Raw genomic sequence first — 20,485 nt, 5'->3', positions numbered from 1 at the left:
GGGCCGCATTTCGCGGCCCTTTTTCATGCCCGCCGGACTGCGTCGTCATAAGGTGAACTTTGCATGACGATCAGGCGATCCAAATTCACCTGATGGGCAGGATACGCTAGAAATGGCGCATGACGATTCGCCGGACCCTTCGTGTTCCGGCGCGGCAAGGGCGGCACGCGTGCCGTCGCACCTGACCAGAGAGACGGAGACCGACATGGACGGCAACCCGATGAACACCGGCAAATGCCCGGTGATGCATGGCAGCCATACCTCGACCGCCAGCCAGAACACCGACTGGTGGCCGAGCGCGCTGAACTTCGACATCCTTCACCAGCATGACGCGAAGACCACGCCCTATGGCGCGGATTTCGATTACCGCGCCGAACTGAAGAAGCTGGATGTCGAGGCGCTGAAGGCCGATGTCCGCAAGCTGATGGTCGAGAGCCAGGAGTGGTGGCCGGCCGACTGGGGCAGCTATGTCGGGATGTTCGCCCGCGTCGCGTGGCACGCGGCGGGTTCCTATCGCCTGGCCGACGGTCGCGGTGGCGGCGGGACCGGCAACCAGCGCTTTGCGCCGCTGAACAGCTGGCCCGACAACGTCAACACCGACAAGGGCCGCCGCCTGCTGTGGCCGATCAAGAAAAAATACGGCAACAAGATCAGCTGGGCCGACCTGATGATCCTGTCCGGCACCATCGCCTATGAGGTCGCCGGCCTGAAGACCTTCGGCTTCGCCTTCGGCCGTGAGGACATCTGGCACCCCGAGAAGGACACCTACTGGGGTGCCGAGCGCGAGTGGCTGGCCGAATCCGACAACCGCTACGAGGATGTCGCCAAGCCCGAGACGATGGACAACCCGCTGGCAGCCGTCCAGATGGGCCTGATCTACGTCAACCCCGAAGGCGTGAACGGCAAGCCCGATCCGATGGCGACGGCGGCCCAGGTCCGCGAGACCTTTGCCCGCATGGCCATGAACGACGAGGAGACCGCTGCCCTGGCCGCCGGCGGTCACACGATCGGCAAGTGCCACGGCAACGGCAAGGCCGAGGATCTGTCCCCCGAGCCCGAGGCCGCCGATCCCGAATTCCAGGGCGTCGGCTGGATGAAGACCAATGGCCGCGGCATCGGTCGCGACACCATGGTCAGCGGCATCGAGGGTGCATGGACCACGAACCCGACCAAGTGGGACATGGGCTATTTCGACATGCTGTTCGGCCATGAATGGGAACTGCGCAAGTCGCCCGCAGGTGCATGGCAGTGGGAGCCCGTCGACATCAAGGAAGAGGACATGCCCGCCGATGTCGAGGATCCCTCGATCCGGCGCATGCCGATCATGACCGATGCGGACATGGCGATGAAGGTCGATCCGGCCTATCGCGCCATCTGCGAGAAGTTCATGGCCGATCCCGCCTATTTCGACGACTGCTTCGCCCGCGCCTGGTTCAAGCTGACCCACCGCGACATGGGTCCGAAGGCACGCTATTTCGGTCCGGACGTCCCGTCCGAGGATCTGATCTGGCAGGATCCGGTTCCCGCAGGCAACACCGGCTATGACGTCGAGGCCGTGAAGGCGAAGATCGCCGCCACCGACCTGACCCTGGCCGAGCTGGTCACCACCGCATGGGACAGCGCCCGCACCTTCCGCGGGTCGGACATGCGCGGCGGTGCCAACGGTGCCCGCATCCGCCTGGCCCCGCAGAAGGACTGGGAAGGCAACGAGCCCGCCCGCCTGCAGAAGGTCCTGTCGGTGCTGGAACCCATCGCCGCCGAGACCGGTGCCTCGCTGGCCGATGTCATCGTGCTGGCCGGCAATGTCGGGATCGAGCGTGGCCTGCAGGCCGCCGGGATGGAACTGACCGTGCCCTTCGCGCCGGGCCGCGGCGACGCGACCGACGAGATGACGGACGCGCCGTCCTTCGACGCGCTCGAGCCGATCCATGACGGCTTCCGCAACTGGCTGAAGCGCGACTACTCGGTCAACCCCGAAGAGCTGCTTCTGGACCGCGCCCAGCTGATGGGCCTGACCGCGCCGGAAATGGTCGTCCTGCTGGGCGGTCTGCGCGTGCTGGGCGCCAATCACGGCGGCAGCAAGCTGGGCGTGCTGACCGATCGCGAAGGCGCGCTGACGCAGGACTTCTTCGTCAACGTCACCGACATGTCCTATCGCTGGACCAAGACGGACGATGGCACCTACGAGATCCGCGACCGCAAGACGGACGCGGTCCGCTGGACGGCCTCGCGGCTGGACGTGGTGTTCGGTTCGAACTCGATCCTGCGCAGCTATGTCGAGCTGTATGCTCAGGACGACAACGCCGAGAAGTTCGCCCGCGATTTCGTCGCGGCCTGGACCAAGGTGATGAACGCAGACCGCTTCGACCTGGCCGCCTGATCGGGCGATCCCGAAGACCTGTTGGGGGCGTGCCTTGCGGCGCGCCCCTTCTTCATGAGCGCCCCTCGCGGGAACGTGGACTTGCGGGCGGGGGCGGTCGGTGCTTCCCTGCGCGGGTGTTGTCGCGAAACGGGGAAGACGATGCTGCGCAGCCTGTGCCTGATCGCCCTGATCCTGCCTGCGCCCCTGATGGCGGGCCGGATCGAGATTGCCCTGACGGACCTGCCATCGACCGAGGGCAGCGTCTTCTGCGCGCTGCACGACCGCGCCGAGGGGTTTCCCGGCAGCAACGAGGTTTCGGGCCAGCGCGTGCCCGCCGGGCAGGGGCGCTGCGTCTTCGAGGGGATCGCGCCGGGCCGCTATGCCGTCGCGGTGCTGCATGACGGCAATGACAACGGGCGGCTGGACACCAATGCCATCGGCCTGCCGCAAGAGGCGTGGGGCGTGTCGCGAAACGCCCGCCCGATGATGCGCGCCCCGCGCTTCGACGAGGCGGCCTTCGATCTGGACGACCGCCCGCGCAGCCTGTCGATCAGTGTCAGGCGCTAGATCACCGGCTTCTTGGCCAGCCCCTTGCCCAGGATCGGGCCGGTCGGCAGGTCGGTCGGCGACCCGCCCTCGGGTTCCGCGGTGATCTCGTAGAGCTGGCTTGCATCGGGTTCGGGCAATCCCGGCACCGTCAGCGTGTCCGAGCGCCCCGCCACCAGCAGCCCGAGCGATACGGGCAGGCCGTCCGCATCCGGCTTGGTCCAGACCTGCATCACGCGGCCTGCGGGCAGATCGGGTCGTTCCAGCAGGGTGACGCGGGTGGTGTTGTCGGGCTGCCCCTCGATCAGGGCGACCGCCTCTCCTTCGGCGTCCAGCAGGACCGCGACCACCGAGGGGTCGGGGCTTTGCAGCAGCGACCAGCCCAGCATCGCGGCCAGCGTCGCGGCTGCGGCCATCCCGCCCATCGCGGTCATGCGCCAGCGACGCAGCCGCCGATCGGCAAGGTTCACGACATTCGCGGCGCGGGCAGGCGCCTGGTCCAGCTGCGCGCGCAGGCGGTCCCAGAACCCGTCCGGCAGGGGCATTTCGGGCGCGGTATCGTCCAGCGGCAGGAAGCGCAGCCGCGCCCGTTCCAGGCGGGCGGCGATCGAAGGATCGGCAAGGGCCAGTTCCTCGACGCGGCGGATGTCCTCGTCGGGCGCAAGCCCGAGCGCGACTTCGTCCAACAGGGTGTCAGGCACCTGGGTCGTCATGTCAGGCACTCCCTCAGTTTCACGAGGCCCCGTCGCAGCCAGGATTTCACCGACCCGAGCGGCGCATCCATGCGGCCCGCGATCTCTCCGTGGCTGTGGCCCAGCACATAGGACGACAGGATCGCGCGGCGTGTCTCGGGCTCCAGCCCGTCCAGGCAGGCGCGCAGGTCCAGCGATTGCGGAAGCCGGTCGAAGGCATCGTCCACGGCACGTTCGTCGGCGGGGTCTGTCGTCTCGCCCCGATCCTCGTGGCGCAGCATGGTCAGGCAGCGGTTGCGCAGGATGGTGAAGATCCAGCCCCGCGCATGGCCCCGTTCGGGATCGTATTGATGCGCGCGGCGCCAGATCAGGACCAGCGCGTCCTGCACGGCGTCCTCGGCCAGGTCGGACCGGCGCAGCATCCGCCGCGCGACGCCCAGCATCCGCCCGCCTTCAAGATCGACCAGCCTGCGAAGCGCGTCCTTGTCGCCGCCCGCGCAGGCCCTCAGCAATGCCGCATGATCAGACAATTCGACTTCCGCCCCCCTCGGCGCGGTTGTCCGCGCCCTTCGTCCAAGGGCTATGACGCCGTCGCACCGTTTGTCAAATGCGCAGGCTTTTTTCGGGTGCCGGCGCGGGACCGCCCCCGCGCCGGCTGTTCACTCTTTCAACGTTACTTCGCGGTCATGAAAGTGATGTCGCGGAGGATTGCGCCATCGGCACCCTGGATGTCCCAGCTGTCGGTGACGCTGCCATCTTCCAGCGAAACGGTGTGAAGCTGGCTGCCTGCGGCCAGCCAAGCGGTGTTCGTGCCTTCGGCATCGGTCGCGATGTCGAACGCATAGGTGTCGGTGCCGTCGATGCCCAGCTTGCCCACGGCGGCCAGCGTGCCGTCATTGGGCGAGGTCTGCTGGATCAGCGCGACGATGGTGCTGTCGATGTCGTACATCGCCGTGCCCTCGGGCTTGCCGAAGCTGTTGATATAGGCGGCGGCGACGATGGCCGGGGCCTCGCCCGCATGCATGTCCTGTTCCTCGAAGGCCAGGCTGCCATCGACGGTCACGGCACCGGATTCGATGTCGACGCGGTGGTTCGTGGTGCCCGACATGAAGCGCAGCTTGTCGGCCATCGGGTTGAAGTCCACGATCACGGCGGCATCGCCCTCGATCGGCAGTTCGGTATCCATGGTCGAGATGACGGTCGCGGCGCCGGTCTCGGGGTCGATCTCGACGATCTCGAAGCCGTCGGTGACGCCGATCAGCTGACCGGTGGCGGGACGCAGGTCGATGCCCAGCAGCTTGTCCACGCCCTCGACCTCCATCGAGGCGGTGACGCTGGCCGAAGACGCGTCGATCATGTGCAGCATCTTGTCGCCCGACAGGCCGATGGCCATCTTCGCGCCGTGGTCGTCGGCCATGGCTGCGGTGGTGGTCATCAGGGTGGCGACGGTCAGGCCGGCAAACTTGTTCAGCATCGGTCTTCTCCTAGGTGGGATCGACCACGGTTCATCCGCAGCCTCCATACCCACAAGGACTCGGGGGTGGGGGCGTTTGGATGCAGGGCGGATGATTTTTTTTCGGATCAGACGATATTTTTCGCGGCAGCGCGTCTCGAGGCCAGCGTTTCATGGGCGCGCAGCGCCTCGTCCTCGATCTTGGTGGTGGTGCTGCCGGGGCGGCCGACGGTCTTGGCGGGCATCCCGGCGACGGTCGTCGAGCATCGGGGCAGCACGAGGCGCGCGACCTCGGTGCGCCTGATCCCGATGGTCGAGGTCAGGTCGAACATCCGCGCGGCGACAGCCTCTGCCCGCGCCGGATCGCAGAGCAGTTCCATGCGCGTCACGGGGCGCGACTTCTTGCCCTGCGCATTCAGCAGGGTCAGGTCCAAGACCCCCGGCATGTCGCGCAGGCGGTCGGTCGCGGCGCCGATCTCCTCTCCGGTCATGTCGTCCAGATCGCAGGCAAGCTGGACGACCCGGTCGCGGTCGGCCCCCTGCGCGATGTCGAAGGCGGTGACGCGCAGCACGTTCGGGCGGTCGGACAGGTCGCGCGTGCCCGCGCCCATGCCGGTCGCCCCCATGCGCCCGCCCGGAGGGGTGGGGGCGGGGCGTCCGCCGGTCACATGCGCCAGGATGGCCGCGCCCGTGGGCGTCACGCGTTCGCCGCCGATCCCGTCATCGATCCAGTCGTATCCCTGCAGGATCCGCGCGGTGGCCGGGGCGGGCACCGGCAGGATGCCATGCGCCGTGCGGATCGTGCCCCTGCCAAGCGGCAGGGGCGCGCAGGACCATGTGGCATCGCCCAGTGCCGCGACGATGCTGCCCGCCGCCACGACATCCATCAGCGAATCCCAGTCGGCCAGTTCGTGGAAATGCACCTTCTCCAGCGGCAGGTCATGGGCCGCAGCCTCGGCCAGGGCGATCAGGTGCAGGATGGCACAGGCGTGGTGCGCGCTGCCCTCGGACAGCGGCGCGGCACCGATGCGGTCGCGCAGCGCGGCATAGGTCGTCGCGTGGTCATGGTGATGGTGGTGATGATGGTCATGCGCGTGCCCGCCATGCAGGCCGAAGCGCAGGACAGACATGCCCCGCGACATGCCGCGTTCCAGCCGCGCGGTGCCCGCGTCGCGGGGCAGCACGGCGGCCACATCGGCCAGCACGCGATCCGTCAGGTCTGGAAAGGCGTCCAGCATCGCCGCGACGAACATGTCGCCCGCGATCCCGCCAAGCGGGTCCAGATGCAGATGCAGCCTCATGGATGCGCCTCGGGCCAGGGATTCGCCAGCCGCACGGCGTCGAAGCGCATCGGTTCAGGCGGGCCGATCACCTCGATCCCCGGCCTGTCCTGCAATTCGGGCAGCATGGCCTCGGACGCATAGAGATATTCCAGCTGCAGCGTGTTGGGGATGCGCAGCAGGCGGGCCTTGGCGATATCCTGGGCGCCGCAGGTCTTGATCGCGGCCTGGATGGCGCTGCGATCGTCGGGCATGACCATCGGCATCTTGGCCTGCAGCAGCACGGTCGAGGTCAGCGCATTGGCATAGACGGCCTCTCGGTCGAAGGCCTGTTCCAGCCGTGCGGTCACCACGTCCGCGCGGGCCGCGCCATTGCCGTTGCCGTTGCTGCGCGGCGACAGTTCCAGCGCGGCAAGGCGCGAGATGTGCAGCGTGGCATGCGCCATCATCCTGGCCGACGAGAAGCGATGCGTGATGTTCGGATCCATACCGGTCCCCGAAAACTCCTTGCCGATCTGATCGACGACCAGCACGTCCAGATTGCCCGCAGCCGAGGGCGCATCGGCGGGACCGACCGGCAGCCGCGGCATGTTCGCCATCGCCTTTTGCAGCCAGGGCTGTTCGGCCTCCAGCAGGCCCTCGCTGTCCAGGACCGCGATGTCGGACAGCTGGTCATGGGCGTTCTCGATCGTGCCGATGCCGAACAGCACCTTGCAGCGTTCCAGCTTCATCCGCGCCATCAGATCGACATAGATCGGCACCTGGTCGATGCCACGCGAATGGCATGCCTCGGCCCCCGATTGCTTGCCCAGACCGATGGACAGCATCTTCGCCAGCCCGCTTTCGTTCGGCGCGCGGAACGAGGTGTGGGGCTTGATGCGGTTGAACAGGACGATGCCGTCGGCATCCTGCGCGTGGCGGTCCATGCGGACGGACATGCCGTTATCCAGCCGCCCGATCTCGACCGTGTCCATGCTGGACCGGATGGGGCAGCCGATGACCTCCTCGGTGACGCCCAGCTTGGCCAGGACGGCGGTCTGACCCTCGGCGGTGGCGCCACCGTGGCTGCCCATCGCGGGCACGACGAAGGGGTCGGCCCCCCGCGCACGGATTTCCGCGACGATGGCCGCGACCAGTTCGGGAAAGGCCGCGATGCCGCGGCTGCCCGCGGTGATGGCGATGGACATGCCGGGGCGGATCTTCGACGCGCAATCGGCGGCGGCCAGCGCGTCGTGGACGGCGCGGGCCGGATCGTCGATCCGCGTGCCCTGGAACCGCTGGCGGCACAGCGCGATGCGGGGCAGGGGCGTATCCTCGACCAGCCGGACATAGTTCGGTTTCGCAAGCTGGGTCATGGTCTTATCCCGTCACGCCGATGGGCCAGGGGGCGAATTCATCCTCGCCCACGCCAAGCGCCTCGGATTTGCTTTGCCGGCCCGATGCGATGTCCAGGATGGTGCGGAAGATCTCCTCTCCCATCTCCTCGATGGTGCTGGTGCCGTCGGCGATGCGGCCGCAATTGACGTCCATGTCCTCCTCCATTCGTGCGAACATCGCGCTGTTCGAGGCCAGCTTGATCGTGGGCGAGGGGTAGCTGCCGAAGCACGACCCCCGACCGGTGGTAAAGCAGATCAGGTTCGCGCCCCCCGCGATCTGACCCGTGGCCGAGACCGGATCGAAGCCCGGCGTATCCATGAAGACAAGGCCCTTCTCGTCCACGGGCTTGGCATAGCGATAGACCTGCATCAGCCCGGTCGTGCCGCCCTTCTTCGCCCCGCCAAGCGACTTTTCCAGCACGTTGGCCAGCCCGCCCGCATTGTTGCCGGGGCTGACATTGCCGTTGATCTGCGTGTCCCGGCCACGGGTGTGATCCAGCCACCAGTCCATCCGGTCGACCAGCTTGCGGCCCACCTCCTCGGATCGGGCGCGGCGGGTCAGAAGCTGTTCGACGCCGAAGATCTCGGGGGTTTCCGACAGGATCGCGGTGCCGCCATTGCGGATCAGGATGTCGGCGGCGGCCCCAAGTGCCGGATTGGCCGTCAGCCCCGACAACCCGTCCGAGCCGCCGCATTGCATGCCGATGGTGATATGTTCCGCCGAGCAGGGCTCGCGCCGGACCTCGTTCGCCCGGTCCAGCATCTGGCGCACGGCCTTTTTGCCCTCGGCGATGGCGCGGGCGGTGCCGCCGACATGCTGCATGGTGATGCTGCGCAGCATCTTGCCCTCGGCCAGGCTGTGGTCGCGGAAGAACTGCATCAGGTCGTTGCGCTCGCAACCAAGCGAGACGACCACCGCGCCCGCCATGTTCGGATGGCGGACATAGCCCGCCAGCGTGCGGCGCAGCAGGTCCATCGGCTCTCCCGTCATCTCCATCCCGCAGCCGGATTCGTGGATGAAGGGAATGACGCCATCGACATGGGGCCAGTCCTGCAGGCGTTCCTCGTCGAAGTGATTGGCGATCTTGCGGGCCACCGTGGCCGAACAGTTCACCGTCACGAACAGCCCGATATAGTTGCGCGTCCCCACGCGCCCGTTCGCGCGGCGGATGCCCTGGAACACGGCCCGCCGGTCCGGCGGCAGGATGCGGGTCGGGCGATAGTCGCGGGCGAAGGCATAGTCCTTCTCGACCGCGTCGAAGCGGATGTTGTGGCTGTGCAGCCAGTCGCCGGCTTGCAGATCGGTTCCGGCATAGCCGATCACCACGTCGAATTTCAGGATGGGCGAACCTTCGGGAATGGCGCACAGCGCGATCTTGTGGCCCTGCGGGATCTCCTGCCGCGCGGTGATGTCCAGTTCGGGCAGGGCGTATCCCGCGGGGATCGGTTGCAGGGCGACCGCGACGTTGTCACCCGCGTTCAGGCGCAGGATGCGCGGCCGCGCCATCGTGGCGGCGGTTCGATCTTCCATGATGTCTCCTCCCCAAGCTGGGCGGAATGCGGTATCCCGGGTCGAGGGGATCGACAGATTCCGCCCATCTGATATATTAGAATATACGAAGCTCGAGGAACAGTCGCAATGGCCGAACAGCATGGCACCCCGTCCGACATCCCGTCGCCATCCGGCCTTGGACTTGCCGCGGGGTTCGGCCTGCAGGGCATATCGCAGGGCCTGTTCGAAGGCGGGCAGGCGGGGCGCGGCGTCTATGACGCGCTGCGCAGCCGCATCGTCCGGTTGGAGCTGGTCCCCGGAACGCCCCTGCCGCGGGCCGAGCTTGCGCGCCAGTTCGGCGTCAGCATCACGCCCCTGCGCGATGCCCTGCAGCAACTGGCCGAGGAAGGGCTGGTCCTGATCTTTCCACAGTCGCGCACGCTGGTCGCGCCCATCGACGTGACCGCCATCCGCGAGGCCCAGTTCCTGCGCATGGCGCTCGAGACCGAGGTCGTGCGCGAACTGTCCACCGCGATCGCCCCCGAGGACCTGGAGCGGCTGCGCGGCATCCACAAGCTGCAATCCAGCCTGGTGGGCGACGCCGACAGCATCGCCACCTTCCAGGAACTGGACGAGGTGTTCCACATGGCGCTGTTCGCCGCTGCCGGTCACATGCAGACCGCGCGGTTGATGCGCAGCCGGTCGGGGCATCTGGACCGGTTGCGCCGCATCTTCCTGCCCGATGCGCCTGCCGCCGCCGACAGCCATGCGAACATGAGCGCGGTGATCGACGGGCATGGCGCGGTCATCGAGGCGATCACCGCAGGGCGACCCGAGGATGCCGCCGAGGCCATGCGCCGCCACCTGCGCCGCACCGTCGACCGCCTGTCCGAGAAACGCGCGGCCTTCCCCGAATATTTCGGCTGATCAGTCGTCCTGCGCGTAATCGGTGATCCGGCGCCGCGCCTGCATCAGGTGATAGGCCATCGACAGGCCGGCGGCCTCGCTGTCGCGGGCCAGGATGGCCTGGAAGATCTGGCGATGCTCGAACGAGACGCGATCGACGCGGGCCTGCGTGCCGCCGACCGTGATGCTCTGGGCGACGGTGATGGCGCGTTCGGTCTGTTCGCGGATGGCGTTCAGCATGGCGACGAAGACCTCGTTGCCGCTGGCCTCGGCCACGGCCAGGTGAAAGCCGAAATCGGCATCGCGCCCGACTTCGCGTCGTTTCATCGCGCCTTCCAGAACGCGCAGCGCGGATTCGATGGCCGCGATGTCGCGCGGGGTGGCGCGCAGCGCGGCAAGGCGGGCGGTCTGCCCCTCGACCGCCATCCGCGCCTCCATGCAGCGCAGCAGGCCCGCCACGCTGTCCGAGGTGGTGAACTGCACCAGCCCCTGCGGCGGACGCTTGCGCACGAAGGATCCGACGCCGCGCCGCGCCTCGATCAGGCCGTCCTCCTGCAGGCGGCGCAGGGCTTCGCGCACGACGGGGCGGGACACCTCGAACGCGGCGCAGATCTGGTTCTCGGACGGCAGCTTGGCGTCCTGCTGCAGCACGCCCGACACGATCTGTTCCAGGATCTGACCGTAAAGCTGGTCGGCCAGCGTCTTGCGCTTGCGGATGGTCAGCTTCGCTCCCTCGTCCGGGGTTGGCGCGGGGGTGGGATCCGACAGGTTGACCGAGGGCAGCATCCTCATGGCCACCCCCCCCTTGCGGTGACATTCGCCATGCGCAGCGCCGCGCAGGCCGCGCCATAGCCGTTGTCGATATTGGTCACGAGCACCCCGGATGCGCAGCTTGCCAGCGCGGAATCCAGCGCCACGCGCCCGCCCGTCGCGACCCCGTATCCGACCGAGGTCGGCACCGCGATGACCAGCCCCGGCACCATCCCGCCCACGACGCTTGGCAGCGCCGCGTCCATTCCGGCAAAGACGATGACGACATCCATCCCGCGCAGCGTTTCCTGGTGGCGGGTCAGCCGCCACAGGGCCGCGACCCCGCAATCCGCGAAGACATGCGCGCCCTGGCCGGCATGGGCCAGCACGCGCTGCGCCTCGATCAGCGGTCCGGCATCCGAGGTTCCGGCGCTGACCAGCGCGATCCGCAGCCGCCCGTCCGGTTCGGGGCAGCCCCCCAGGATCGCCGTGCGCGAGGTGGCGCAATAATCCAGCGCCGCGCGTGCGTCCGCGCCAAGGGCCGCGTGCTGGTCGGGCGTCAGGCGCGTCAGCAGAAGGCGGCGCCCCTCGGCCATGGCATCCCCGATGATGGCCGACAACTGGTCGATCGTCTTCGGCTCGGCCAGGACCGCCTCGGGCAGGCCGATCCGGTCCTGCCTGTCGCGGTCGAAGGTCACCAGCGGGTGGCTGTCGGTTCCCTGGTCACGCATGGATGAACGCGCTCCCCTGCCTGTAGGGGGCAAGGCGGATCGCCAGCCCCGCATATCCGTGTTCGTCGACCGCGATGCGGGCCAGTCGCGCGATGTCCTGCCGGTCGGGGTCGGACAGGGCGGCAAGGCGGGTCTCGTCGATCTCAATCGCGATGCCCTGCGGCTGGCGGCGGCAGCGCAGCGTGACGGGGCCCAGAACCTCGCGCAGGCGCGTCTCGACCGTGTCGATCATGCGCAGTTCCCCGGGCTCGACGCGCAGGCCGGTCTGGATGCGGCTGGCAAGGCAGGGCGATGCGGGCAGCGCGGCGATCTGGGGCAGGCCCAGCCCGTCCGCCAGCCGCCGCACGTCGTCCTTGGTCATGCGGGCATCCGCGAAGGGGTGGATCACGCCGTGTTCCCCGGCCGCGCGCAGGCCGGGGCGGTAATCGCCCAGATCGTCCAGGTTCGTCCCCGACGCGACCACATGGCCGGGATTGGCCGCGACCAGCGTGCGATAGAGGTTCGTCTTGCAATAGTAGCACCTGTCGACCGGGTTCGCGCGATAACGCTCGTCCGCGAATTCGCGGGCATCGACCACGTCCAGCGGCAGCCCCAGATCGGCCGCCATGCGGCGCACGCGGTCTGTCGCCTGGGCCGGAACCGCCGCCGAGGATGCGTGCACCATGCGCAGGTCGCCGTCGCGCACACGCGCCGCAGCCGCCGTCAGGCACAGGCTGTCCATGCCGCCGCTGACAGCGATGACCAGCCCTTGTGGCGCGCGCAACGCCGCTGCAAGCCCTTGCGATATGGTCATCCCCACGCCTCCTGCCGCCAGTTCCATCAAGCGTCCATCTTGTCATGCCTGATGTCAACAGATCTGCAGCCATAATCTGATATGACTAATATATCACAACGATAACAGTGTGATAAAATGAATCCGGCCCTTTTCTGATGTATTAATAATTGACAGGAGGCGCCCCTTTGCCGCAACCTTGCCACAGGTGATCCGGGACCCCGCCGCAGGAGGAGCGGCCATCGCGGGACCCATTGATCCGACAGCAGAAGACATATTCCAGGGAGGGGGAATCGATGTTCCGCAGAAGCACAGCCGCGCGTCTTGCCGCGTGTACCGCACTGGGTCTGATGGCGGCGGGAACCGCGCATGCGCAGGCCATCACCATGGCGACCGGTCAGCAGGGGGGATCGTGGTTCCCCGTCGGCGGCCAGATCAAGGCCATCGTCGAGCGAGAGAACCCCGATATCGACTTCACCGTGACGCCCGGCGCGGGTGCGGCCAACGTGGTCGGAGTGGATGCGGGGCGCTTCCAGATCGCCTTCGCGAACTCGATCTCGACGGTGGACAGCCTGGAGGGCAAGGAGCCCTTCCGCAAGCCCACGACCAATGTCTGCAATATCGGGATCCTGTACCCGCAATATTTCCAGATCGTCAGCATCGCGGATGCGAACGTGAACGGCATCGCGGACATGGCGGGCAAGCGGCTGACAACCCAGCAGGTCGGCAATACCGGCGAGTTCCTGACGCGAGAGCTGCTGGCCCTGCAGGACATGTCCTACGAGGATCTGGGTTCGGTCGCGCACACGTCCTATTCCGACAGCGCGACGCAGATGAAGGACGGCCATGCCGACATCTTCACCCTGGGTTCGTCGCTGCCGACGGGGTCGGTCATGGACCTGGCATCGTCGCGCGACATCGCGCTGATGAACGTGGACGACGCCACCTTCGAACATTTCAAGGCCAAGAACGCGGCCTTCCAGCTTCGTGACGTGCCCGCGGGCGCCTATCCGGGCTTCGATCAGGCGATCAAGACGCTCAGCTACGACACGCATATGGTCGCGCCCTGCGACACGGACGGCACGATCGTCAAGGCGGTGCTGGCGGCGGTCGCGGACAACGTGGACAGCTTCGCCTCGGTGAACAAGTCGATGGAGGGGCTGACCGTCGAGGAGATGGCCACCGATATCGGCGTGCCCATGCATTCGGCCGCCACGGAGTTCTATGCCGAACGCGGCATCGCCGGGATGGAGTGATCCCCAGGGTATCGCCTGACCGGGCGGATGTCGCCCGGTCGCACCGAATGACGGCCCGGTCCGCCGGGCAGCGACGGAGAGCCCCGTGAACCTGTCCATTTTCGACCGCAACATCCCGCTGATCGGGCGCATCGCGCGTGTCATCCTGATCGGAATGGCGCTGTGGCATCTTTATGTCGCGTTCGCGGGGCCGCCGAACCCCTATGTCATGCGCGGGACTCATGTGGCGCTGGCGCTGCTGTTGATCTTCCTGACGGTGAACCGGCAGGGGATGCTGACCGAACGCCCGCGTTGGCTGGATGTGGGGCTGGGGATCGTGGCGTGCCTTGCCGCGCTCTATCCCTCGTTGAACCTCGAATACGTGTACCAGCGGTTCCTCTATGTCGATCCGCTGCTGCCGATGGATATCGTGGTGGGGATCGTGCTGGTCGTCCTGCTGCTGGAGGGCGCGCGGCGGATGCTGGGCCCGGTCCTGCCAATCACGGCCATGCTGTTCATGGCCTATGGGCTGACCTTCACCTCGACCCTGCCGAGCGTGATCCTGGAACAGCTGTTCATGACGACCGAGGGGATCTTCGGCATCCCGATCTCGGTCTCGGCGACCTACATGGTGCTGTTCATCCTGTTCGGTTCGCTGGTCGAGCGGATGGGCGTGGGCCAGCTGTTCATGGATTTCGCGGTCGCCCTGACGGGGCGGCAGGTCGGCGGCCCGGCCAAGGTCGCCTGCGTGACCTCGGGGATGTTCGGCTCGGTCTCGGGTTCGGCGGTGGCGAATGTCATGACGACGGGAACCTTCTCGATCCCGCTGATGAAGCGCATGGGCTTCAAGCCCGCCTTCGCCGGCGCGGTCGAGGCCGTGGCATCGACCGGCGGGCAGATCATGCCGCCGGTGATGGGGGCCGCGGCCTTCGTCATGGCCGAATACCTGGGCGTCGGATACCTGCAGGTCGCGGCCTATGCGATCGTTCCGGCGATCCTGTTCTATGTCGCGCTGTTCGCCGCCGTGCATTTCGAGGCCCGCCGCATGGGTGTCGGCAGCGTCCCGGCCGAGGATCAGGTCCCGATGATGCAGGTGCTGCGCGAGCGCGGCCACCTGTTCATCCCGCTGGCGATCATCATCGGCGTGCTGCTGCAGGGCTACTCCGCGCCCTATGCCGCGCTGTGCGGGGTGGTGTCGGTCATCCCGACCGCCGCTCTGCGCAAGACGACGCGCCATTACGTGACGCTCGACAACATCCTGGGCGCGCTGGAGAACGGCGCACGGAACGTGCTGTCCATCGCTGCGGCCTGCGCCTGTGCGGGCATCGTGGTCGGCGTGATCGACATCACCGGGCTGGGGCTGACCTTCTCGAACTTCGTGATCTCGGCGGCGCAGGACACGTTGCTGATCGCGCTGCTGCTGTCGATGGTGGCGGGCATCATCCTGGGCATGGGGATGCCCACGACCCCGGCCTATATCGTGCAGGTCGCGCTGTTGGTGCCCGCGCTGGTCAAGCTGGGCGTGCAGGTCGAGGCGGCGCATCTGTTCGTCTTCTACTTCGCGATCCTGTCCGCGATCACGCCCCCCGTGGCGATGGCCGTCTATGCCGCCAACACGCTGAGCCAAGCCAAGATCGTCGAGGCCAGCTGGGCGGCGGTCAAGCTGGGCGCGACCGGTTTCATCGTGCCCTTCATGTTCGTCTATGAGCCCGCGATCCTGCTGCAGGGCGACTGGTTCCACATCTTCATGGTGATCGCGCAGGCGACGCTTGGGGTCGTGCTGCTGGCGGCGGCGCTGCAACGCTACTTCTTCGGCCGGTTGCGGCCCCTGCAGGCGATGGTCCTGTTCGCCGGGTCGCTGTGCTTCATCTATCCCGACTGGCGGGTGACCCTGGCCGGTCTGACCTGCGCGGGCGTGATCTGGTTCACCCAGACCCTGCGCCAGTCGAAACCCCTGACCCAGCCGGGCGAGTGACCGGAGCCGGAGAGAGACATGCTGAAGACCACAGATACCGCGACCCGCACCGGTGGCCAGATCCTTGTCGACCAGTTGCTGATCCACGGCGCAGACACCGCCTATTGCGTGCCCGGCGAAAGCTATCTCGAGGTGCTGGATGCGCTGCATGACGTCCAGGACCGCTTTACCCTGATCAATGCCCGCCATGAGGCAGGCGCCGCCAACATGGCCGAGGCCTATGGCAAGCTGACCGGGCGTCCCGGCATCTGCATGGTGACGCGCGGTCCGGGGGCCTGCCACGCGGCCATCGGCGTCCATATCGCGCAGCAGGACAGCACGCCGATGATCCTGCTGGTCGGCCAGATCGCCCGCGACACGACCGACCGCGAGGCGTTCCAGGAACTGGACTATCGCGCCATGTTCGGCCCCGTCGCGAAATGGGCGACCCAGATCGACGATGCGCGGCGGATTCCGGAATACATGGCGCGGGCCTTCCGCGTGGCGACCTCGGGACGGCCCGGTCCGGTGGTGATCGCCTTGCCCGAGGACATGCTGACCGATGCCGTGGCCGTCGCCGATGCGCGGCCCTTCTGCCCGACCGGGGCAGGGATCGCCCCGGATCGGCTGGACGCCCTTGCGGACGAGCTGTCGCGTGCCGAACGCCCGCTGCTGCTGCTGGGCGGATCGGGGTGGTCGGATGCCTCGGCGGCCGCGATCCAGCGCTTTGCCGAAGGCAATCACCTGCCGGTGGCCTGCTCGTTCCGGCGGCAGGACATCGTGGACAACCTCTCGCCCGTCTATGCGGGCGATTTCGGCACCTCGACCGCGCCCAGCCTGTATCGGCGCCTGCAAGAGGCCGACCTGCTGGTCGTGATCGGTGCCCGCCTGGGCGAGATGACGACCAGGACCTATACCACGCTGACCCCGCCCAACCCCGCGATCCGGCTGGTCCATATCCATCCGGACCCCGACGAGATCGGGCGCGTCTATTCCCCCGACCTTGGCATCGCCGCGACGCCTGACTCGGTCGCCGATGCGCTGGACGGGCGCGATCTGGGGCAGGGGGCGCGCTGGTCGGACTGGTGCGCGGGGCTGCATGGCGAATATCTGGCCGACAGCGAACCGCCCGCGCCTGAGGGGGACTGGCCGCTGGACATGGGTGCGGCACTGGCGCAGATCCGTGACGGGCTGCCCGCCGACATGGTGGTGACGCTGGATGCGGGCAACCATACCGGCTGGGCGCAGCGTTTCCTGCGTTTTGGTCGTCCGGGCCGCGTGGTCGGATCGACCTGCGGGGCGATGGGCTATTCCGTGCCTGCCGCGGTCGCCGCATCGCTGGCCGATCCCGACCGTCTTGCCCTGTCCTTCGTCGGCGATGGCGGCTTCATGATGAGCGGGAACGAACTGGCCACCGCCGCACAATATGGCGGACGGCCCGTGGTGCTGCTGTTCAACAACGGCACCTATGGCACGATCCGCATGCACCAGGAACGCGAACATCCGGGGCGCGTGTCGGGCACCACGCTGATGAACCAGGACTTCGTCCGCATGGCCGAGGGGCTGGGCTGTCACGCCGAACGCGTCACCCGGACCGAGGATTTCGCCCCCGCCTTCGCCCGCGCCCGCGCCAGTGGCAGACCCGCCGTCATCGAACTGGTGACCGATCCCGAACAGATCTCGACCCGGACCACTATCAGCAGGCTGCGCGACGCGGCGCAGGGCCGTGGGTGATCCGATGCTGACCGCCCGACCCGATCTGCTGACCGCGCGCCTGGAACAGGCGATCGGCGCGCAACATGTCACCACCGACCCCGCCCAGATGGGCGGGCGCCTGGCCGAGGATCGCGGCCTGTATCGGGGCGAGGCGCTGGCCCTGATCCGTCCCGGCAGCACCGCCGAGATCGCCGAATGCATCCGCATCTGCCGCGCGGCAGGTGTTGCCATCACCCCGCAGGGCGGCAATACCGGGCTGGTCGGTGGTGGCGTTCCGCAGGGCGGCGTGATCCTTGCGACGGACCGGCTGAACCGCATCCGATCCGTCGATGCGCTGAACAGCACCATGACGGTCGAGGCGGGCTGCATCCTGCAGGTGGTGCAGGACACGGCGGCGCAGGCGGACCGGCTGTTCCCGATGTCGCTGGCCTCCGAGGGGTCGTGCCAGATCGGCGGCAACCTTGCCACGAATGCGGGCGGCACGGCGGTCCTGCGCTATGGCAACATGCGCGAGATGGTCCTGGGGCTGGAGGTGGTGCTGCCCGACGGGCAAGTGCTGTCGGACCTGAACGGGCTGCGCAAGAACAACACCGGCTATGACCTGAAGCACCTGTTCGTGGGGTCCGAAGGCACGCTGGGGATCATCACCGCCGCCGTGCTGAAGCTGTTCCCGCGCCCCGTCACCCGCGCGACCGCGATGGTCGGGGTGAAGGGGCCGGAACAGGCGCTGGCGCTGTATGACCGGCTGCGCGGGCAATGCGCGGATGCGCTGTCGACCTTCGAATATGTCGACCGCCTCGCCCTGCAGATGGCGCTGGATCACGGGCCGGGCTGCACCGATCCGATGGCCGAACCCCATCCGGCCTATGCCCTGATCGAGCTGACCTCGGCCGATGCGCAGTCCGATCCGGACCAGCGGCTGGAGGGCCTGCTGGCCGCCGCCTTCGAGGCCGAGGAGATCCGCGACGCCGTCATCGGCGCCTCGGAGGCGCAGCGCGACGGGCTGTGGCGCCTGCGCGAATCCCTGTCCGAGGCGCAGAAGCCCGAAGGGGCCTCGATCAAGCATGACGTGTCGGTCCCGGTGTCGCGCGTGGCCGATTTCCTGACCCGTGCCACGGCGGCCTGCCACGCGCATATGCCCGATCTGCGCGTCTGCCCATTCGGGCATTTCGGCGACGGGAACCTGCATTTCAACCTGTCGCGGCCAAAGGCGATGAAGGATGCGGATTTCCTTGCCGAGTACCCCGCCTTCAACCGCATCGTGCATGACATCGTGGCGGATATGGGCGGCAGCATCTCGGCGGAACACGGCATCGGGCTGGTCAAGCGGGCCGAGCTGCGCCGCTACAAGGACCCCGTCGCGCTGGCCGTGATGGAACGCATCAAATCCGCGCTGGACCCCGACGGGCTGATGAATCCCGGCAAGGTGCTGTGATCCGGCGCGCGACCACGACAGGAAGGAAAGACGTTTTGACCGAACCCGTGAAGACCCCCTCCCAGCTGCGCTCGGCCCGCTGGTTCGCGCCGGACGACCTGCGCAGCTTCGGCCACCGGTCGCGCCTGATGCAGCTGGGCTATGGCGAGGAGGATTTCCGCGACAAGCCCGTCATCGGCATCCTGAACACCTGGTCCGAGCTGAACAGCTGTCACGCCCATTTCCGCGAACGCGCGCAGGACGTGCGGCGCGGCGTGCTGCAGGCGGGCGGCTTTCCTGTGGAACTTCCCGCGTTGTCCGTGGACGAAAGCTTCACCAAGCCGACCTCGATGCTGTATCGCAACATGCTGGCGATGGAGACCGAAGAGATGATCCGCAGCCACCCGCTGGACGGCGTGGTGCTGATGGGGGGCTGCGACAAGACCACGCCGGGGCTGGTCATGGGCGCGATCAGCGCGGGCGTTCCGATGATCTATCTGCCTGCGGGGCCGATGCTGCGGGGGCATTTCGCAGGGCGGACCCTGGGGTCGGGGTCGGATGCGTGGAAATACTGGGACGAGCGCCGCGCGGGCAACATCACCGACGACGAATGGCTGGGCGTGCAGGGCGGCATCGCGCGGTCGGCGGGCACCTGCATGACGATGGGCACCGCCAGCACGATGACCGCGATCACTGATGCGATGGGTCTGACCCTGCCGGGCGCGTCCTCGATCCCGGCGGTGGATTCGGGGCATCAGCGCATGGGCGCGGAATGCGGCCGCCGCATCGTCGGCATGGTCTGGGAGGATCTGACCCCGGACCGCATCATCACCCCCGCCTCGGTCCGCAACGCGGCGATCGTGGCGATGGCGACGGGCTGTTCGACGAACGCGGTCGTCCACCTGATCGCGATGGCGCGTCGCGCGGGCGTCGCCCTGTCGCTGGACGATCTGGACGCGCTTGGCCGCGACACGCCGCTGATCGCGAATGTCCGCCCCTTGGGCAAGGACTATCTGATGGAGGATTTCTTCCAGGCGGGCGGCCTGCGCGCGCTGATGAAGCAGATCGAGGATCGGCTGGACGGCAGCGCCCTGACCGTCACGGGCCGCAGCCTTGCGCAGAACCTGCAAGGGGCCGAGGTCTTCGACGACGACGTGATCCGCCCGCTGTCGAACCCGGTCTATCGCGAGGGATCTCTGGCGGTGCTGCGCGGCAACCTGTGCCCCGACGGCGCGATCATCAAGCCCGCCGCCTGTGACCCGAAATACCACCTGCACGAAGGTCCGGCGCTGGTCTTCGACAGCTATCCCGAAATGAAGAAGGCCGTCGACGACGAGGATCTGCAGATCACGCCCGACACGGTGATGGTGCTGCGCAACGCGGGGCCGCAGGGGGGGCCGGGCTTTCCCGAATGGGGGATGCTGCCCATCCCCAAGGCGCTGATCCGGCAGGGGTATCGCGACATGCTGCGCATCTCGGACGCGCGGATGTCGGGGACCTCCTACGGGGCCTGCGTGCTGCATGTCGCGCCCGAAAGCTTTGTCGGCGGGCCGCTGGCGCTGCTGCGCACGGGCGACATCATCCGCATGGACCTGAACGCGCGGCGTCTGGACATGCTGGTCCCCGAAGAGGAACTGGCCGCCCGCAAGGCCGCCTGGACCCCGCCGCAGCCGCGGTTCGAGCGTGGCTGGGGCTGGATGTTCGAACGTCACGTGACGCAGGCCGACCAGGGCTGCGACTTCGATTTCCTGCAAACCGATTTCGGCCGCGTCGCGGGCGAACCCGACATCTTCTGAATGGATAGAC

At 67.7% G+C, this 20,485-nt stretch carries 17 protein-coding genes; 8 read left to right on the top strand and 9 right to left on the bottom strand.

Translation table 11 applies throughout. The annotated features are described in order from the left end of the window. Positions 1–205 precede the first annotated feature (205 nt). Together katG and F804_RS0103815 are read left to right on the top strand one after the other, a co-directional pair. Positions 206–2,380: a catalase/peroxidase HPI gene (gene katG / locus F804_RS0103820; RefSeq protein WP_022706424.1), complete on the top strand. Its 2,175-nt coding sequence runs from the start codon at positions 206–208 to the stop codon at positions 2,378–2,380. A 141-nt stretch (positions 2,381–2,521) separates the two neighbouring features. Next, on the top strand, positions 2,522–2,929 hold the full coding sequence (locus tag F804_RS0103815) for a DUF2141 domain-containing protein (RefSeq protein WP_022706423.1): 408 nt from the start codon (positions 2,522–2,524) through the stop codon (positions 2,927–2,929). Here F804_RS0103815 and F804_RS0103810 read toward each other — a convergent pair. The 6 genes from F804_RS0103810 to F804_RS0103785 form a co-directional block, all read right to left on the bottom strand. After that, positions 2,926–3,621, bottom strand: a complete 696-nt coding sequence (locus tag F804_RS0103810; RefSeq protein ID WP_022706422.1) for an anti-sigma factor — start codon at positions 3,619–3,621, stop codon at positions 2,926–2,928. The two genes, F804_RS0103815 and F804_RS0103810, sit on opposite strands and share 4 nt — an antisense overlap. Then, complete coding sequence (locus tag F804_RS0103805) at positions 3,618–4,130, bottom strand: sigma-70 family RNA polymerase sigma factor (protein WP_028725584.1); 513 nt, start codon at positions 4,128–4,130, stop codon at positions 3,618–3,620. Before F804_RS0103805 ends, F804_RS0103810 begins: the two co-directional genes overlap by 4 nt. A 143-nt stretch (positions 4,131–4,273) precedes the next feature. Beyond that, positions 4,274–5,074 (bottom strand): DUF4394 domain-containing protein, encoded by an 801-nt coding sequence (locus F804_RS0103800; protein ID WP_022706420.1) that lies wholly within the window; start codon positions 5,072–5,074, stop codon positions 4,274–4,276. 107 nt (positions 5,075–5,181) lie between these two features. Next, entirely contained in the window at positions 5,182–6,354 is a 1,173-nt protein-coding gene (larC, locus tag F804_RS15545; RefSeq protein WP_022706419.1) for a nickel pincer cofactor biosynthesis protein LarC, read from the bottom strand. After that, positions 6,351–7,688 carry a nickel pincer cofactor-dependent isomerase, group 22 gene (locus tag F804_RS0103790; RefSeq protein ID WP_022706418.1) on the bottom strand — a complete coding sequence of 446 codons (1,338 nt, stop codon included), beginning with the start codon at positions 7,686–7,688 and terminating at the stop codon, positions 6,351–6,353. Before F804_RS0103790 ends, larC begins: the two co-directional genes overlap by 4 nt. Before the next feature lie 4 nt (positions 7,689–7,692). Further along, positions 7,693–9,240 (bottom strand): UxaA family hydrolase, encoded by a 1,548-nt coding sequence (locus F804_RS0103785; RefSeq protein WP_022706417.1) that lies wholly within the window; start codon positions 9,238–9,240, stop codon positions 7,693–7,695. Between the two features lie 108 nt (positions 9,241–9,348). Here F804_RS0103785 and F804_RS0103780 point away from each other — a divergent pair, with 108 nt between their 5' ends. Continuing rightward, positions 9,349–10,128 (top strand): GntR family transcriptional regulator, encoded by a 780-nt coding sequence (locus F804_RS0103780; protein WP_022706416.1) that lies wholly within the window; start codon positions 9,349–9,351, stop codon positions 10,126–10,128. Here the strand turns inward: F804_RS0103780 and F804_RS0103775 are convergent, their stop codons facing one another. From F804_RS0103775 to larE, 3 genes are read right to left on the bottom strand one after another with little or no spacing between them, the layout of a single operon-like run. Further along, positions 10,129–10,899, bottom strand: a complete 771-nt coding sequence (locus F804_RS0103775) for a FadR/GntR family transcriptional regulator (RefSeq protein WP_022706415.1) — start codon at positions 10,897–10,899, stop codon at positions 10,129–10,131. Further along, a complete protein-coding gene (larB, locus tag F804_RS0103770; protein ID WP_022706414.1) occupies positions 10,896–11,588 on the bottom strand; it encodes a nickel pincer cofactor biosynthesis protein LarB in 693 nt (230 codons plus the stop codon). The genes F804_RS0103775 and larB overlap by 4 nt, the downstream gene beginning before the upstream one ends. Next, positions 11,581–12,381, bottom strand: a complete 801-nt coding sequence (gene larE / locus F804_RS0103765) for an ATP-dependent sacrificial sulfur transferase LarE (protein WP_028725577.1) — start codon at positions 12,379–12,381, stop codon at positions 11,581–11,583. Before larE ends, larB begins: the two co-directional genes overlap by 8 nt. A 275-nt stretch (positions 12,382–12,656) precedes the next feature. Here larE and F804_RS0103760 point away from each other — a divergent pair, with 275 nt between their 5' ends. From F804_RS0103760 to araD, 5 genes are all read left to right on the top strand, one after another. Then, positions 12,657–13,616, top strand: coding sequence for a TAXI family TRAP transporter solute-binding subunit (locus F804_RS0103760; protein ID WP_022706412.1), 960 nt, complete (start codon positions 12,657–12,659; stop codon positions 13,614–13,616). Between the two features lie 85 nt (positions 13,617–13,701). Then, a complete protein-coding gene (locus F804_RS0103755) occupies positions 13,702–15,570 on the top strand; it encodes a TRAP transporter permease (protein ID WP_022706411.1) in 1,869 nt (622 codons plus the stop codon). An 18-nt stretch (positions 15,571–15,588) separates the two neighbouring features. Next, positions 15,589–17,283, top strand: coding sequence for a thiamine pyrophosphate-binding protein (locus F804_RS0103750; RefSeq protein ID WP_022706410.1), 1,695 nt, complete (start codon positions 15,589–15,591; stop codon positions 17,281–17,283). A gap of 4 nt (positions 17,284–17,287) precedes the next feature. Next, on the top strand, positions 17,288–18,700 hold the full coding sequence (locus F804_RS0103745) for an FAD-binding oxidoreductase (protein WP_022706409.1): 1,413 nt from the start codon (positions 17,288–17,290) through the stop codon (positions 18,698–18,700). A 47-nt stretch (positions 18,701–18,747) separates the two neighbouring features. After that, positions 18,748–20,475, top strand: coding sequence for an L-arabinonate dehydratase (araD, locus tag F804_RS0103740; protein ID WP_245540308.1), 1,728 nt, complete (start codon positions 18,748–18,750; stop codon positions 20,473–20,475). Positions 20,476–20,485: the final 10 nt, after the last annotated feature.

Origin of the sequence: Paracoccus zeaxanthinifaciens ATCC 21588, assembly GCF_000420145.1 — a bacterium.
Classification (GTDB): Bacteria; Pseudomonadota; Alphaproteobacteria; order Rhodobacterales; family Rhodobacteraceae; genus Paracoccus; species Paracoccus zeaxanthinifaciens.
This window is presented reverse-complemented; position numbering and strand designations above follow the sequence as displayed.

Bases quoted from the DNA above. Each gene is read 5' to 3' on its own strand.
- F804_RS0103745 (WP_022706409.1), top strand. From the start codon at position 17,288: ATGCTGACCGCCCGACCCGATCTGCTGACCGCGCGCCTGGAACAGGCG.
- F804_RS0103815 (WP_022706423.1), top strand. From the start codon at position 2,522: ATGCTGCGCAGCCTGTGCCTGATCGCCCTGATCCTGCCTGCGCCCCTG.
- F804_RS0103790 (WP_022706418.1), bottom strand. From the start codon at position 7,688: ATGACCCAGCTTGCGAAACCGAACTATGTCCGGCTGGTCGAGGATACG.
- F804_RS0103760 (WP_022706412.1), top strand. From the start codon at position 12,657: ATGTTCCGCAGAAGCACAGCCGCGCGTCTTGCCGCGTGTACCGCACTG.
- katG (WP_022706424.1), top strand. From the start codon at position 206: ATGGACGGCAACCCGATGAACACCGGCAAATGCCCGGTGATGCATGGC.
- larB (WP_022706414.1), bottom strand. From the start codon at position 11,588: ATGCGTGACCAGGGAACCGACAGCCACCCGCTGGTGACCTTCGACCGC.
- F804_RS0103810 (WP_022706422.1), bottom strand. From the start codon at position 3,621: ATGACGACCCAGGTGCCTGACACCCTGTTGGACGAAGTCGCGCTCGGG.
- F804_RS0103750 (WP_022706410.1), top strand. From the start codon at position 15,589: ATGCTGAAGACCACAGATACCGCGACCCGCACCGGTGGCCAGATCCTT.
- F804_RS0103785 (WP_022706417.1), bottom strand. From the start codon at position 9,240: ATGGAAGATCGAACCGCCGCCACGATGGCGCGGCCGCGCATCCTGCGC.
- larC (WP_022706419.1), bottom strand. From the start codon at position 6,354: ATGAGGCTGCATCTGCATCTGGACCCGCTTGGCGGGATCGCGGGCGAC.
- larE (WP_028725577.1), bottom strand. From the start codon at position 12,381: ATGACCATATCGCAAGGGCTTGCAGCGGCGTTGCGCGCGCCACAAGGG.
- F804_RS0103780 (WP_022706416.1), top strand. From the start codon at position 9,349: ATGGCCGAACAGCATGGCACCCCGTCCGACATCCCGTCGCCATCCGGC.
- F804_RS0103800 (WP_022706420.1), bottom strand. From the start codon at position 5,074: ATGCTGAACAAGTTTGCCGGCCTGACCGTCGCCACCCTGATGACCACC.
- F804_RS0103775 (WP_022706415.1), bottom strand. From the start codon at position 10,899: ATGAGGATGCTGCCCTCGGTCAACCTGTCGGATCCCACCCCCGCGCCA.